Origin of the sequence: Propioniciclava coleopterorum (genome assembly GCF_011393335.1) — a bacterium.
GTDB classification, from domain to species: Bacteria; Actinomycetota; Actinomycetes; order Propionibacteriales; family Propionibacteriaceae; genus Propioniciclava; species Propioniciclava coleopterorum.
On record NZ_CP049865.1, the window covers coordinates 497,564 to 512,250 of the forward strand.

The window sequence follows — 14,687 nt, forward strand, 5'->3', positions numbered from 1 at the left end:
AGGAGGAAATGTGCCGATCGCCAAAGTGCTCGTCGCGAATCGCGGTGAGATCGCCGTCCGCGTGATCCGCGCCGCGCGTGATGCGGGCATCGCCAGCGTCGCCGTCTACGCCGACCCCGACGCCGATTCCCTGTTCGTGAAGCTGGCCGACGAGGCGTTCGCCCTCAACGGGCAGACCCCAGCCGAGACCTACCTCGACGTGTCGAAGATCCTCGGGATCGCGGAGCGCTCGGGCGCGGACTCGGTCCACCCCGGCTACGGCTTCCTCGCCGAGAACGCCGACTTCGCCCAGGCCGTCATCGACGCGGGGCTGACGTGGATCGGCCCGCCCCCCGCGGCCATCGACTCGCTCGGCGACAAGGTCAAGGCACGCCACATCGCCCAGAAGGTGGGCGCCCCGCTCGTGGAGGGCACCGCCGACCCGGTCAAGGACGCCGACGAGGTCGTCGCCTTCGCCCAGGAGCATGGCCTGCCCATCGCCATCAAGGCGGCCTACGGCGGCGGCGGCCGCGGCCTCAAGGTCGCCCGCGAGCTCGACGAGGTCGCCGAGCTGTTCGAGTCCGCCACCCGCGAGGCCGTCACCGCCTTCGGGCGCGGCGAGTGCTTCGTCGAGCAGTACCTGGACCGGCCCCGCCACGTCGAGACGCAGTGCCTGGCCGACGCCCACGGCAACGTCGTGGTGGTGTCCACCCGCGACTGCTCCCTGCAGCGCCGGCACCAGAAACTCGTCGAGGAAGCCCCCGCGCCGTTCCTGACGCCCGAGCAGCTCGACACGCTCTACACCTCCTCCAAGGCCATCCTGCGGGAGGCCGGCTACGTCGGGGCGGGCACGTGCGAGTTCCTCGTCGCCCAGGACGGCCGGATCTCGTTCCTCGAGGTCAACACCCGCCTGCAGGTCGAGCACCCGGTCTCGGAAGAGGTCACAGGCCTCGACCTGGTGCGCGAGATGTTCCGGATCGCCGACGGCGAGGAACTGGGCTACGACGACCCGGTCGTCGAGGGCCACAGCTTCGAGTTCCGGATCAACGCCGAGGACGCCGGCCGCAACTTCATGCCGGCCCCCGGCACTCTGACCGCCTGGCAGCCGCCCGCCGGCCCCGGCGTCCGCGTCGACGAGGGCTACCGCACCGGCATGGTCGTGCCCGGGTCGTTCGACTCGCTCGTGGCCAAGATCATCGTCACCGGCGCGAGCCGCGAGCAGGCGCTGGAACGCTCCCGCCGGGCGCTGGCCGAGACGGTGCTGGCGGGGATGCCGACCGTGATCCCCTTCCACCGCGTCGTCATCGAGGACCCGGCCTTCACCGCGCCCGACGGCAGCTTCGGCGTCCACACCCGCTGGATCGAGACGGAGTTCGACAACACCATCGCGCCGTACACGGGCGTGCTGGGTGAGGCCGACGAGTCCGAACGGACCACCGTCGTGGTCGAGGTGAACGGGCGCCGCGTCGAGGTGCGGCTCCCCTCCTCGATCGGGGCGGTCCCCACCGGCAACGGCCGGGCCGCCAAGCGCCCGACGCGGCGCGACCGCGGCGGCGCGAAGGCCGCGGCGCCGTCCTCGAACGCGCTCACCTCCCCCATGCAGGGCACGATCGTCAAGGTCGCCGTCACCGACGGCGACGAGGTGGCCGAGGGCGACCTGATCGTGGTGCTGGAGGCCATGAAGATGGAGCAGCCGATCAACGCGCACCGCGGCGGCGTCATCGCCGGCCTGAGCGCCGCGGTGGGCGAGACCGTCGCGTCCGGCACGACGCTCTGCGAGATCCTCGACCCCGCCTGATCGCGCTCCCTCGGCCGCCCGTCCCGCCGGGGTCGGGCGGCCGTCGGCGTCCGGGGCGGGCGCGGGTGCTCCCGCGTGGTGCGGCTTGGGTTCCGGGGGCATGCTTGGAGCCATGGAAATCGTTCTGCTGCTGCTGGTCGTCGCCGTGGTGATCTTCGGGGCGCTGCGTCTGGGCGCCCGCAACCGGGCGGTCGAGCGCCAGCAGAACGAGGAGCTGGAGAACCAGCTCGTCACCTCGAAGAAGGCCGCCGAGGAGGACGTCACCAAGTTCGGTGAGGAACTGCAGCGGCTCGACTCCGACGTGGCGGGGCACCCGCTCGACGAGGCGATGCGCCAGGACTACGAGCGCGCACTCGACGGGTACGAGAACGCCAAGACGTCCCTGGACGCCGTGACCCGCCCCGAGGAGATCCGGCACGTCACCGAGATCCTGGAGGACGGGCGCTACGCCGTCGCGTGCGTCAAGGCCCGCGTCGCGGACGAGCCGCTGCCCACCAAGCGGCCCCCGTGCTTCTTCAACCCGGCGCACGGCCCCAGCTCCCAGAACGTCGACTGGGCCCCGCCCGGGGGCTCGGTCCGCAGCGTCCCCGCCTGCGCGGCGGACGCCGAGCGCGTCCTGGTCGGCGCCGAGCCCTACATCCGCACCGTGCAGGTCGGCGCCCAGCGCGTCCCCTACTGGCAGGGCGGCGAGGCGTACGCGCCGTGGGCGCAGGGCTACTACAGCAACTGGCGCGGCAACTCGCTGATCGCCGACATCGCCATCGGCTCGATGATCTTCCACGGCCTGTCGGGGCTGCCGTACCTCATGGGCGGCATCGGCGACGGGCTGGGCGACATCGGCGAGGGTATCGGCAACGGCCTGGAGGGCCTGGGCGAGGGCATCGGCGGCCTGTTCGAGGGCTTCGGCGACCTGTTCGACTGACGCCCCCGCGGCCCTGTGATGGAGTGAAACCGGCGGCACCGCGTGCCTGGGCTGCGGCCCCCAACAAGGCCCGCTAGCCTGGTGAGAGTGCCGGGCGACCGCCCGGCGAAGGCACGACCGAAGGACTCCTGTGACCGACGACCATCCTTACCGTCAGCAGAAGGAAATCACCTTCGTCGTCCCCTGCTACAACTCCGCCGAGTACATGGATCACTGCATCGACTCGATCCTGCACGGCCGCGGGGACATCGAGATCATCATCGTCAACGACGGGTCCACCAAGGACGACACCGCCGCGAAGGCGGACGAGTGGGCCGAGAAGTACCCCGAGATCATCAAGGTGATCCACCAGGAGAACAAGGGCCACGGCGGCGCCGTCATGGCCGGCCTGCGGGCGGCGTCCGGGGTGTACTTCAAGGTCGTCGACTCCGACGACTGGCTCGACCCGGTCGCGCTCAACCTGATGCTGTCCAAGCTGCGGCACTTCATCCACTCGGGCAGCCCCGTCGACCTGGTGATCGCCAACTACGTCTACGAGCACACCAACACCGGCACGCAGAAGGTGATCCGCTACCGGCACTTCCTGCCGCAGAACCGGGTCTTCACCTGGAACGAGATGGGCTTCTCCACGCCGGGCCAGAACATCCTGATGCACGCCGCGACCTACCGCACCCAGGTGCTGCGCGACAGCGGCATGGACATGCCCGAGCACACCTTCTACGTCGACAACATCTTCGTGTACGTGCCGCTGCCCAGCGTCCAGACCCTGTACTACCTGCCGGTGAACCTCTACCGCTACTTCATCGGGCGCGAGGACCAGTCGGTCAACGAGAAGGTCCAGATCAGCCGCCTGGACCAGCAGATGCGGGTCACCGACATCATGATCGAGGCGCACAAGCTGCCCGAGGGCGCCGGCAACCGCACCCTGGCCGGCTACATGGAGCAGTACCTGGGGCTCATCATGGCGGCGTCCTCGACGTTCGCGCTGCTGGAGGGCACCTCCAAGGGCCTCAAGATGCGCAAGGAGATGTGGGAGCACGTCGACCGCGTCGACCCGCTGCTGAAGGCCCGCCTGGGGCTGCGGCAGCCGCTGGTGCTGGCCGCGAACCTGCCCGGCCCGATCGGCCGACGCGTCTCGGTGGCGCTGTTCCGGATGGCCCAGCGGCTCTACAAGTTCAGCTGATCGACTCGGTCTCGGACGCCGCGGCGGCGTTGTAGGTGGGGTGGAAGCGGGTCAGCGACACCACGCCCGCGATGGCCGCCGCGCCGAGCGCCACCATGAGCAGCGCCGGGCCGACCGTGATGCGGGCGCCCTCGCCCAGCACCACGAACCCGTACACCACCGCGACCACGGGGCTCGTGACCGTCATGGAGCCCACGACGACCTCCGCGGGCCCCGTGGCGTAGCCCTGCTGGATCATCCAGCCGGCGGCGACCGCGCCCAGGACCAGGGCGACGATGATGCCGATGATCGCCGGTGAGTAGGGCCACTGGTGGCTGCGCACGTACTCGATGAGCGACTTCACCAGCGCGGCCTCCAGGCCGTAGAACAGCGCGCCGCCCGAGGACCAGAACAGGCTGCGCCAGCCACGCGGCCCCTTGGTGCCGAGCAGGCCGAACAGGATCGCGATCGCATAGACCACCAGGGCGCCCCAGATCACCCGCCGCAGCACGAGCTCGGAGGTCTCCGTCGCGTTGGTGCCGGTGATGATCGTGAAGGCCAGCGTCGAGGCGACGGTCAGCGCCACGGCGGCCTGGACGCGCTTGGGCACGCCCGAGTGCGCCGCGCGGGCCGCCAGCAGGATCGACCACGGGAAGGCGAGCAGCCCCACGGGCTGCACCACCGAGACGGGCGCCAGCAACAACGCCGTGCACTGCAGCAGGAAGGACGCCGCCAGCAGGCCCAGGCCCAGCATCCAGCGGGGCTGGCGGATCGTCTCGAGCAGCGCGGCGAACCGCATCCGCTGCTTGGTGGCGTTCCCGGACAGATGCGTGTCGACCGCGTTGTGCTGGAAGTGGGCCGACAGGGCGAAGCAGAACGACCCGATGATCACCAGTCCGACGGCGAGGGGGATGTTCTGCGTCACGAGAACCTACCGTAGCCGGAGCGTGCCCCCGAACGCGGGAGCGCGACCCCGGAATCATCCCGTGGTCGCATCAGGATTCCCCCTCAGTAGACCAGTTGCTCGTCGCCGGCCGTCCCGTGGAGGCGGCGCGACGCCTCCGCCACGGACCCCGACAGCGACGGGTACACGGTGAACGCCTGGGCCAACTGGTCCACGGTGATCTTGGCGCGCACGGCCAGCGAGAGCACGTGGACGAGCTCGCTGGCGTGCGGTGCGACGATGACGCCGCCGATGACGATCCCCGTCGTCGGCAGGCAGAACACCTTGACGAACCCGTCCTTGAGACCCTGCATCTTGGCGCGGGCGTTGGAGTCGAGTTGCAGCACCACCTCGCGGGCGCGCACGAGGCCGGCGTCCACCTCGCCCTGCGTGGCCCCGACGGTGGCGATCTCGGGGGCGGTGAACACGTTGGCGGAGACGGTCTTGAGGTCGAGCGGCTCGACGGCGTCCCCCAGCGAGTGCCACATCGCGATCCGGCCCTGCATGGCGGCCACGGACGCGAGGTTGAACACCCCGGTGCAGTCGCCGGCCGCGTACACCCCGCGGGCGGAGGTGCGCGAGACCTTGTCGACCTCGATGTGGCCGCTCGGGAGCGTCGCCACCCCGGCCTCGGCCAGCCCCAGGCCCTCGGTGTTGGGCACGGCGCCCACCGCCATCAGGACGTGGCTGCCCTCGACGGTGCGGCCGTCCTCCAGGGTCACCACGACCCCGCTGCCGACAGCGGCCGCGGCGACGGCCCGGGCGCGGGACATGATCGTCATGCCCGACTCCTCGAAGACAGCCTGCAGGACGCGGCCGGCGTCGTCGTCCTCGCTGGGCAGCACTTGGTCGCGCGAGGACACCAGCACCACGTCGACGCCCAGGGCGTTGTAGGCGCTGGCGAACTCGGCGCCGGTGACGCCCGAGCCGACCACGATGAGCCGGCGCGGCAGCTCGGTCAGGTTGTACATCTGCGTCCAGTTGAGGATGCGGTCGCCGTCGGGCCGCGCGTCGGGCAGCTCCCGCGGCCGAGCGCCGGTGGCGACCAGCGTGATGTCGGCTGCCAGGCGCTCCCGCGTCCCGTCGGCGTGGGTCGCGATGACGGCCTCGGTGCCATCGAGGCGTCCGGTGCCGTGGATGATGCGGATGCCCTCGGCGGTCAGCCGCGCCTCGATGTCGGCGGACTGCTGCACGGCGAGCTGGACGACCCGCTCGTTCACCAACGCCAGGTCGACCTCGACGGTGTCGGCCACGGTCTCGCCCACGGCGCGGTCGCGGTCGGGCCGCAGCCCGAGCTCGTCGGCCCGCCCGATCTGCGTCATGACCTCGGCGGTCGCGATGAGCGTCTTGGAGGGCACGACGTCGGTCAGCACGGCCGATCCGCCGAGCCCCCGCCGCTCGATCAGGGTCACCTGCCCGCCGAGCTGCTTGCCGACCAGGGCGGCCTCGTAGCCGCCGGGACCGCCTCCGATGATCACCACATCCGCCACGCACGCATTGTTCCATGGCGGGGCGCTGCGGTCGAAGCGCGGCGGGCTCCCCAGCACTATGCTCGTCGCGTGAACCCGCAGACTGACCCCTACGCCCTCGCCGCCGAGGCGGCGGACGCCCTGAAGAATCGTCTGGGGGTGGAGGCGCTCGACGCCGCGATCGTGCTCGGCTCGGGCTGGTCGACCGCCGCCGCCGACCTCGGCGACGTGGTCGGGGAGGTGGCGCTGGCGGACCTGCCCGGCTTCGCCGCCCCCGTCGTCGCGGGCCACGGCGGCGGCGTCCGCGCGCTGCGCACGCCGTCGGGACGCGTCGTGGCGCTGTTCACCGGCCGCACGCACCTGTACGAGGGGCGCGGGGCGCACGCCGTGGTGCACGGCGTCCGGACCGCGGCCGCCGCCGGCGCCCGCCGGCTGGTGCTCACCAACGGGTGCGGCGGCCTGGACCCCGCCTGGGGGCCCGGCACGCCGGTGCTGCTGGCCGACCACATCAACCTCACCGGCGCCACGCCCCTGCAGGGGCCGCGCTTCGTCGACCTGACCGACGCCTACTCCCCCGCGCTGCGCGACCTGGCCCGCACCGTCGACCCCGACCTGGACGAGGGCGTCTACGTGCAGTTCCACGGGCCCGCCTACGAGACCCCCGCCGAGGTCCGGATGGCCGGGACCCTGGGCGGCACGCTGGTCGGCATGTCGACGGCGCTGGAGACCATCGCCGCCCGCGAGGCCGGCATGGAGGTGCTGGGGATCTCGCTGGTCACCAACGCCGCCGCCGGCATGAGCGGCGAGCCGCTCAACCACGACGAGGTCATCGAGGCCGGCCGGCAGGCCGTGCCGCGGCTGCGGAGCCTGCTGTCCGGGCTGCTGGAGGTGCTGTGATGCTGCCCGGCGACCGCCTGGAGACCCTGCGCGCCTGGCAGGCCGAGGATCCCGACCCCGCCACCGTCGCGGCCCTGGACCACCTGATCGAGCGCGCCGGTAGCGGCGACGCCGAGGCCGTGGCCGAGATCGTGGACGCCTTCTCCGGACGCCTGGAGTTCGGCACCGCCGGGCTGCGCGCCGCCCTGGGCCCCGGCCCCAACCGGATGAACCGGGTGGTGGTGGCCCAAGCCGCCGCCGGCCTGGCGCGGTGGCTGGTCGAGAACGGCCACTCCGGCGCCCGCGTCCTGGTGGGCTACGACGCCCGCTACAACTCCGACGTATTCGCCCGCGACACCGCCGAGATCCTCGCCGGCTACGGGCTGGCGCCGGTCCTCACCGACCGGTACGTGCCCACCCCGCTCGTCGCGTTCGGGCTCGGGGCGCTGGACTGCGTGGCCGGCGTCGTGGTCACGGCGTCGCACAACCCGCCGCAGGACAACGGCTACAAGGTGTACGTGGGTCGGTCGCAGATCGTGCCGCCGACCGACGAGCAGATCGCCGCACAGATCGCCGCTGTGGCGGCCCGCCCGCTCGCCGACATCCCCCGCTCGTCCGACTACGAGACGGTCGGGGACGCGCTGATCGAGGCCTACGTGGCGCGCGACGCCTCGCTGGTGCCGCCGGACGCGCCCCGCGACCTGACCTGGGTCTACACCCCGATGCACGGCGTCGGCGGCGACATCGTGGCCCGCGTCCTGGACGCCACGGGCTTCCCGCCGCCCGCGCTCGTGGACGCCCAGGCAATGCCGGATCCCGCCTTCCCGACGGTGTCGTTCCCCAACCCCGAGGAGCCGGGCGCGATGGACCTCGCGCTCGATCTGGCCCTCGAGGTGGGCGCCGACGTCGCGATCGCCAACGATCCGGACGCCGACCGCTGCGCGTTGGCCGCGCCCTTCGACGGCACCTGGCGGATGCTGACCGGCGACGAGCTGGGCTGGCTGCTCGCCGACGACGCGCTGCGCCGCGGCGCCGCCGGCACGTACGCGTGCTCGGTGGTCTCCTCCACGTTGCTGCGCGCCATGGCCGAGGCCGCGGGGCGCCCCTTCCAGATGACGCTGACCGGATTCAAGTGGATCGGACGCGTCCCCGGGCTGGCGCTGGGTTACGAGGAGGCCATCGGTTATTGCACCGACCCCGAGGCCGTGGCCGACAAGGACGGCATCTCGACCCTGACCCGCCTCCTGACGCTCGTGGCGGGCCTGAGGGCCGAGGGCGGCACCGTCGCGGGCCGCCTGGACGAGATCGCGCGCACGTTCGGCGTGCACGCCACCGGGCAGGTGTCGTTCCGGGTCGCCGACCTGTCCCTGATCGCCGACGCGATGGCGCGGCTGCGCGCCGACCTGCCGGCGGCGCTCGCGGGGGTCGCCGTCACGGCGTCCGACCTGAACGAGGGCTGGAACGGGCTGCCGCCGACCGACGGCGTCCTGCTGGAGGGCGACGGCGTCCGCGCCGTGGCGCGCCCGTCGGGCACCGAGCCGAAGCTGAAGGTCTACCTGCAGGCGTCGGTGCCGCCGGAGCGGTCGCAGGACCTCGCGGCGGCGCGCGCCGAGGCGTCCGCGCAACTGGAGCAGCTCAAGGCCGACATGACGGCCGCGCTGGGGCTGTGACGCGGATCGTCCTGCTCGCCGGCCCCTCGGGCGGCGGCAAGTCGCGGCTGGCCCGGCTCGTGGGGCGCTGCCCCTGCGGCTGGACGACTTCTACCGCGACGCCGACGCGCCGGGGCTGCCGCACGCCCACGGCATCGTCGACTGGGACGACCCGGCCACGTGGGACGGCGACGCCGCGGTGGCGGCGCTGCGGTCGCTGCTGCGCGACGGCCACGCCGAGGTCCCGACGTACTCGATCGCGGAGTCGCGCCGCACCGGCTCCCGGACGCTCGACCTGCAGGGACGCCCGCTCATCATTGCCGAGGGCATCTTCGCCCTCGACCTGCTGCCCCTGGCGCTCGCCGCCGGCCTGCCGGTGACACCGCTCTACCTCGACCGCGACCGGACCCTGGTGGCCGCGCTGCGGCTGCGCCGCGACCTGGCGCAGCACCGCAAGCCGCCTGCGGTGCTGCTGCGGCGCGGCTGGGCGCTGTGGCGCGCCCAGCCCGCCCAGCGGGAGCGCGCGGTCGCCGCGGGCTTCGCGCCGACCTCGATGCGGGCGGCCACCCGGACGCTGGCCGGCGGGGCCGGCTGACCACCGGCCAAGACGGGAGCGCGGCCCCGGCCGGGCACCCTGGCACAATCTCCGCCATGCGCATCCTGCTCACCGGGGAACCGGGACCATCAGCCGTGCGGTCGTGAGCCGGGCCCTCGCCGACGGGCACGAGCTGACGGTGCTCAACCGCGGCACCCGGGAGGCCCTGCCGGCGGGGCCGAGCACCTGGTCGCCGACGCCCACGACGAGGCGGGCCTGCGCGCCGCGCTCGGCGGGCGGGAGTTCGACGCGGTCGTCCAGTTCGTCGCGTTCACCCCCGACCAGGTCGAGCGCGACCTGCGCGTCTTCGACGGCCGGGTGGGCCGCTACGTCTTCATCAGCTCCGCGTCCACGTACGCCAAGCCGGTGAGCCGGCACGTCATCACCGAGGACACCCCGCAGTCCAACCCGTTCTCGCAGTACGCGCGCGACAAGATCGCCTGCGAAGAGGTGCTGCGCGGCTCGGACGGCTCGCTGCCCTGGACGATCGTGCGGCCGTCCCACACCTACGGCGAGCGCGGCGTCCCGGTGAACTTCCACTTCGGCGAGCCGTGGGCGGTGCTGCAGCGGATCCGCGACGGCAAGCCGGTCATCGTGCAGGGCGACGGGGAGTCGCTGTGGACGTTCACCTGGAACGAGGACTTCGCGGTCGGGCTGGTCGGCCTGCTGGGCAACCCGGACGCCGCGGGCCGCGCCGTCCACATCACCTCCGACGAGTCGATCACCTGGAACCAGGCGTTCGCGACGATCGGCGCCGCCCTGGGCGTGGCGCCGCGGCTGCGGCACGTGTCGACGCCGATGCTCGTCGCGCTCCGCCCCGACCTGGAGGCGCCGCTGACCGGCGACAAGTCGAACACCGTGGTGTTCGACAACACCCTCGTCAAGCGGCTGGTCCCGGGCTTCTCCGCCCCGACCACGTTCGCCGAGGGCGTCCGGCGGGCCTGCGCGTGGCTGGAGCAGCACCCCGAGCACCGGCGCACCGACCCCGGCTTCGACGCGTTCTGCGACGACGTGGTGGCCCGGGTCGACGCCTGGGGCTGAGCCGCGGAGGGGGTTGTGCGGAGGGTGACGGGTCCTATACTGCTCGCACCTTCTGCGACCACCCCACCGTGAGGAGGCCCCGATGGACGCGGGCAGCACGCACCACTCCGACGTACCCGAACTCGACGACGAGGGCGGCAAGGGCGTCATCAGGATCGCCGCCGTGGCGGCCCTCGGTGGCCTGCTGTTCGGCTACGACAGCGCCGTCATCAACGGCGCGGTCGCCGCCATCGAGGCCGACTTCGAGGTGAGCCCCACGGTCCTCGGGTTCGCGGTCGCCTCGGCGCTGCTCGGCGCCGCGGTCGGCGCGATGAGCGCTGGCCGGATCGCCGACCGGATCGGCCGGCTCAAGGTGATGCGGATCGCGGCCGTGCTGTTCCTGGTCAGCGCGATCGGGACCACCTTCGCACCCGACATCTGGCTGCTGGTGCTCGGCCGCGTCGTCGGCGGGCTGGGCGTCGGCATCGCGTCGGTGATCGCTCCCGCCTACATCGCGGAGACGTCGCCGGCGCGCATCCGCGGGCGGCTGGGCTCGCTGCAGCAGCTCGCGATCGTGTCCGGCATCTTCCTGTCGCTGCTGGTGGACTACCTGCTGGCGAGCCTGGCCGGGGGCGCCAACGCCCCGCTGTGGTTCGGCATGGACGCGTGGCGGTGGATGTTCCTCATGATGTCGGTGCCCGCCGTCGCGTACGGCCTGCTGGCCACCACGATCCCCGAGTCGCCGCGCTACCTGGTGGCGACGCACCGGATCCCCGAAGCCCGCGCGGTGCTCACGCAACTGCTGGGCGAGAAGAACATCGAGATCAAGGTCGAGCGGATCCGCGCCAGCCTCGAGCGCGACACCGAGCCGTCGTGGCGCGACCTGCGCTCCCCCGCCGGGCGGGTCTACCCGGTGGTGTGGATCGGGCTGCTGCTCAGCGTCTTCCAGCAGTTCGTCGGCATCAACGTGATCTTCTACTACTCCAACATCCTGTGGGAGGCGGTCGGCTTCAGCGAGGACCAGTCCTTCCAGACCAGCGTGTTCACCTCGGTGGTGAACATCGCCACGACGCTGGTGGCGATCGCGCTGGTGGACCGGATCGGCCGCAAGCCGCTGCTGATGATCGGCTCGATCGGCATGACCGTGACGCTGGGCACGATGGCCGTGATCTTCGGGACCGCGGACACGTCCTCGGGCCAGCCCGCGCTCGTCGGGGCCGCGGGCCCGATCGCCCTGGTCGCCGCCAACCTGTTCGTGGTGTTCTTCGGGATGAGCTGGGGCCGGTGGTCTGGGTGCTGCTGGGCGAGATGTTCCCCAACCGGATCCGCGCCGCCGCGCTGTCGCTGGCGGCCGCCGGCCAGTGGACGGCCAACTGGCTGATCACCGTCAGCTTCCCGACCCTGAAGGACTTCTCCCTCGGGCTCGCCTACGGCCTGTACGCCACGTTCGCGCTGCTGTCGCTGCTGTTCGTGGCGCGGTTCGTCAAGGAGACCAAGGGCCGGTCCCTGGAGGACATGGACGACGCCATCGCCGGGTAGGCGATGGCGTCGTCGGGGCGGCGGTGCCGCGGTGTCGGAGCCCGGCGTCCGGGTCAGTTCTCCGGGTCGCCCTCGGGGGCCCGGAAGTCGGGCTGGGGCGAGGGCTGCTGTGCCGGGGACTGCGGGTCCTGGTGCAGCCGGGCCGGCTCGGGCGCGACGTCGTCGACCGGGTCGTCGGCGATCAGGTCGGCCACCGGGTCGGCGGCCTCGTTCCGGCCCGGCGTGAGCGCGTTCCGGGCACCGTTGTCGCCGTGCTCGAGGCGCGCGGCCTCCTGGATGGCCGCCTGCACCTTGGCCTGCGACTGGTCCTCCTCGGCCTTCTTGGCCTGCGCGATCTCCGCGAACACGTCGACCCGCTCCGGGGCGGTGAACTTGCCCGAGGCGGTCGAGGTGAAGTTCTTCACGGCGTCGCCGACCGAGCCGCCGCCCAGCCCCTTCAGGGCGTCGTTGAGCTCGCTGGGGATGATCCAGACCTTGTTGGCGTCGCCCTGGGCGAGCTGCGGCAGCATCTGCAGGTACTGGTAGGACAGCAGGGCCTGGTCGGGCTCGGCGGCGTGGATGGCGCCGAACACCGTGGTGATGGCCTGCGCCTCGCCCTCCGCGCGCAGCATCGCCGCCTGCCGGTCGGCCTGCGCGCGCAGGACCGCGGACTCCCGCTCGCCCTGGGCGCGCAGGATGCTGGACTCGCGGTCGCCGGACGCCGACAGGATCTGCGACTGGCGCTGGCCCTCGGCCAGCAGCACCTGGGCGCGCTTCTCGCGCTCGGCGCGGGCGCCCTTCTCCATGGCGTCGCGGATGGTGGCCGGCGGCTCGATCGAGCGCAGCTCGACGCGGTTGACCTTGATGCCCCACTTGCCGGTGGCCTCGTCCAGGACCGAGCGCAGCTTCTGGTTGATGTCCTCGCGGCTGGTGAGGGTCTCCTCCAGGTCCATGCCGCCGATGATGTTGCGCAGCGTCGTCTGGGTGAGCTGCTCGATCGCCTGGATGTAGTTCTGCGCCTCGTAGGCGGCGCGGACCGGGTCGACGATCTGGTAGTAGATGACCGAGTCGATGCCGACCATCAGGTTGTCCTCGGTGATGACGCCCTGGGGCGGGAACGGCACGACGGCCTCGCGCATGTCCATGGTGTAGGCCACCCGGTCGATGAACGGCACGATGAGGTGCAGGCCGGGCTCGATCGTGCGGTGGAACTTGCCGAGCCGCTGGATAATGCCCAACTGCTGCTGTTGGATGACGCGGACCGACAGCGCCAGGGCCACGACCGCGACCACGGCGATGATGATGGCGAGGATCAGAAAGGGCATCGAAGCCTCCTTGAAGGACTGGTGCCTTCACCCTATCCACGTGGGCGAAGCGGCGCGGCGGAGGACGACGAACGCCCCCACCGCGTCGGGCGGCGGCCGCCCGGGGCACGCGGGGTCAGGACTGGTCGCGGCTCAGCGGCTTGTGCCGCGGCAGCACCAGCACGGTGAGGCCGTCGACCTCCATGACGTCGACCTCGACGCCGCCGGGGATCGCCTCGCCGTCGTAGCTGCGCGCCGACCAGGTCTCGCCGTTGACGTTGACCTCGCCGTCGGCGGCCGTGATGGCGCCCACAGACTTGCCCGTGGCCCCCAGCAGCTGGTCGAAGGTGCTGCGGTAGCCGGGCCCCTTGTGCAGGCGCTTGAGGATCTGCGGGCGCAGCAGCCCGAGCAGCGCGACGGCGACGACCACGGCGACCAGCACCTGCAGCCACAGCAGCGCCGGGAAGAACAGCGCCACCCCGGCCCCGGCGAGCGCGCCGCCGGCCAGCATCAGCAGGGTCATGTCGAGGGTGAGCATCTCCGAGACGGCCAGGCCGCCCGCGGCCACGAGCCAGATCACCCAGAAGTTCGCCTGGAACCACTCCAACATGGCACTACTCCTGTCCGGACGTCGTCGGATGGACGCGGCGGGCGCGGGCCGACCAGCGGCCGTCCTGCTGCGTCACGACCAGGGGCAGGTCGAAGGTCTCCGAGAGCCTGTCGTCGGTCAGTACCTCGTCGATGGGCCCCGCGGCGACGACGCGGCCGCCCTTGAGCAGCAGGGCGTGCGTCATGCCGGCCGGGATCTCCTCGAGGTGGTGGGTCACCAACACGGTCGCCGGGGCGTACTCGTCGGCGACGATCTCGCCCAGGGTCTCGACCAGCGACTCGCGTCCGGCGAGGTCGAGGCCCGCGGCCGGCTCGTCCAGCAGCAGCAGTTCCGGGTCGGTCATCAGGGCCCGGGCGATCTGGACGCGCTTGCGCTCCCCCTCGCTCAGCGTGCCGAAGGTGCGCTTGCCCAGCCGGTCGATGTGGAGCTGGTGCATCAGCTGCCCCGCCCGCTGGAAGTCGGTGGCGTCGTACTGCTCGGTCCACCGCCCGACGACGGCGTAGCCCGCCGACACGATCACGTTGCCCACCGACTCCGAGCGCGGGATCCGCTCGGCCAGGGCGGCCGACGTGACGCCGATCCGGGGACGCAGCTCGAACACGTCGACCGCGCCGAGCACCTCGTCCAGGATGGAGGCCATGCCCGAGGAGGGGTGCATGTGGGCGGAGATGATCTGCAGCAGCGTGGTCTTGCCCGCGCCGTTGGGGCCGATGATCACCCAGCGGTCGGATTCGTCGATGACCCAGTTCACCTGGTCGAGCAGCGTCGCGCCGCCCCGGACGATGCTGACGTCAGCGAGCTCTACAACCGGTGCCATGCCTCCAACCTACCGGGCGCGACGC

Annotated in this window: 12 protein-coding genes and 1 pseudogene; 8 read left to right on the forward strand and 5 right to left on the reverse strand. The window is 72.2% G+C overall.

What is annotated here, in order from left to right; translation table 11 throughout:
- Positions 1-10 precede the first annotated feature (10 nt).
- The 3 genes from G7070_RS02415 to G7070_RS02425 all read left to right on the forward strand — a co-directional run bounded on the left by G7070_RS02415 (position 11) and on the right by G7070_RS02425 (position 3,882).
- On the forward strand, positions 11-1,777 hold the full coding sequence (locus G7070_RS02415; RefSeq protein ID WP_206079900.1) for an acetyl/propionyl/methylcrotonyl-CoA carboxylase subunit alpha: 1,767 nt from the start codon (positions 11-13) through the stop codon (positions 1,775-1,777).
- A gap of 112 nt (positions 1,778-1,889) precedes the next feature.
- Positions 1,890-2,699 (forward strand): hypothetical protein, encoded by an 810-nt coding sequence (locus G7070_RS02420; RefSeq protein WP_166231696.1) that lies wholly within the window; start codon positions 1,890-1,892, stop codon positions 2,697-2,699.
- A 130-nt stretch (positions 2,700-2,829) separates the two neighbouring features.
- Positions 2,830-3,882 carry a glycosyltransferase family 2 protein gene (locus G7070_RS02425; protein WP_166231698.1) on the forward strand — a complete coding sequence of 351 codons (1,053 nt, stop codon included), beginning with the start codon at positions 2,830-2,832 and terminating at the stop codon, positions 3,880-3,882.
- Here G7070_RS02425 and G7070_RS02430 read toward each other — a convergent pair.
- Together G7070_RS02430 and G7070_RS02435 are read right to left on the reverse strand one after the other, a co-directional pair.
- Positions 3,875-4,786: a DMT family protein gene (locus tag G7070_RS02430; protein ID WP_166231700.1), complete on the reverse strand. Its 912-nt coding sequence runs from the start codon at positions 4,784-4,786 to the stop codon at positions 3,875-3,877. The two genes, G7070_RS02425 and G7070_RS02430, sit on opposite strands and share 8 nt — an antisense overlap.
- Positions 4,787-4,869: 83 nt before the next feature.
- Positions 4,870-6,294: an NAD(P)H-quinone dehydrogenase gene (locus tag G7070_RS02435; RefSeq protein WP_166231702.1), complete on the reverse strand. Its 1,425-nt coding sequence runs from the start codon at positions 6,292-6,294 to the stop codon at positions 4,870-4,872.
- A 69-nt stretch (positions 6,295-6,363) separates the two neighbouring features.
- Here G7070_RS02435 and G7070_RS02440 point away from each other — a divergent pair, with 69 nt between their 5' ends.
- The 5 genes and pseudogenes from G7070_RS02440 to G7070_RS02460 all read left to right on the forward strand — a co-directional run bounded on the left by G7070_RS02440 (position 6,364) and on the right by G7070_RS02460 (position 11,952).
- The gene (locus G7070_RS02440; protein WP_166231704.1) at positions 6,364-7,170 is read left to right on the forward strand and encodes a purine-nucleoside phosphorylase; all 807 of its coding nucleotides are present in this window, start codon (positions 6,364-6,366) and stop codon (positions 7,168-7,170) included.
- Positions 7,170-8,819: a phospho-sugar mutase gene (locus G7070_RS02445; RefSeq protein WP_166231706.1), complete on the forward strand. Its 1,650-nt coding sequence runs from the start codon at positions 7,170-7,172 to the stop codon at positions 8,817-8,819. Before G7070_RS02440 ends, G7070_RS02445 begins: the two co-directional genes overlap by 1 nt.
- Positions 8,820-8,997: 178 nt before the next feature.
- Positions 8,998-9,393, forward strand: coding sequence for a uridine kinase (locus tag G7070_RS02450; protein WP_246227243.1), 396 nt, complete (start codon positions 8,998-9,000; stop codon positions 9,391-9,393).
- Positions 9,394-9,432: 39 nt separating this feature from the next.
- Positions 9,433-10,434, forward strand: a complete 1,002-nt coding sequence (locus G7070_RS02455) for an NAD-dependent epimerase/dehydratase family protein (protein ID WP_431977964.1) — start codon at positions 9,433-9,435, stop codon at positions 10,432-10,434.
- Between the two features lie 82 nt (positions 10,435-10,516).
- Positions 10,517-11,952: pseudogene (locus tag G7070_RS02460) on the forward strand (sugar porter family MFS transporter).
- 53 nt (positions 11,953-12,005) lie between these two features.
- On the opposite strand, the gene G7070_RS02465 reads toward G7070_RS02460, so the two are convergent.
- The 3 genes from G7070_RS02465 to G7070_RS02475 all read right to left on the reverse strand — a co-directional run bounded on the left by G7070_RS02465 (position 12,006) and on the right by G7070_RS02475 (position 14,662).
- Positions 12,006-13,256, reverse strand: coding sequence for an SPFH domain-containing protein (locus G7070_RS02465; RefSeq protein ID WP_166231708.1), 1,251 nt, complete (start codon positions 13,254-13,256; stop codon positions 12,006-12,008).
- A gap of 115 nt (positions 13,257-13,371) precedes the next feature.
- Complete coding sequence (locus G7070_RS02470) at positions 13,372-13,845, reverse strand: NfeD family protein (RefSeq protein WP_206079902.1); 474 nt, start codon at positions 13,843-13,845, stop codon at positions 13,372-13,374.
- Positions 13,846-13,849: 4 nt separating this feature from the next.
- Complete coding sequence (locus tag G7070_RS02475; protein WP_166231710.1) at positions 13,850-14,662, reverse strand: ABC transporter ATP-binding protein; 813 nt, start codon at positions 14,660-14,662, stop codon at positions 13,850-13,852.
- Positions 14,663-14,687: the final 25 nt, after the last annotated feature.

What these genes read in the sequence shown, in the direction of transcription:
- G7070_RS02470 (WP_206079902.1), bottom strand. Translation starts at nt 13,845, where the DNA reads ATGTTGGAGTGGTTCCAGGCGAACTTCTGGGTGATCTGGCTCGTGGCC.
- G7070_RS02475 (WP_166231710.1), bottom strand. Translation starts at nt 14,662, where the DNA reads ATGGCACCGGTTGTAGAGCTCGCTGACGTCAGCATCGTCCGGGGCGGC.
- G7070_RS02465 (WP_166231708.1), bottom strand. Translation starts at nt 13,256, where the DNA reads ATGCCCTTTCTGATCCTCGCCATCATCATCGCCGTGGTCGCGGTCGTG.
- G7070_RS02445 (WP_166231706.1), top strand. Translation starts at nt 7,170, where the DNA reads ATGCTGCCCGGCGACCGCCTGGAGACCCTGCGCGCCTGGCAGGCCGAG.
- G7070_RS02420 (WP_166231696.1), top strand. Translation starts at nt 1,890, where the DNA reads ATGGAAATCGTTCTGCTGCTGCTGGTCGTCGCCGTGGTGATCTTCGGG.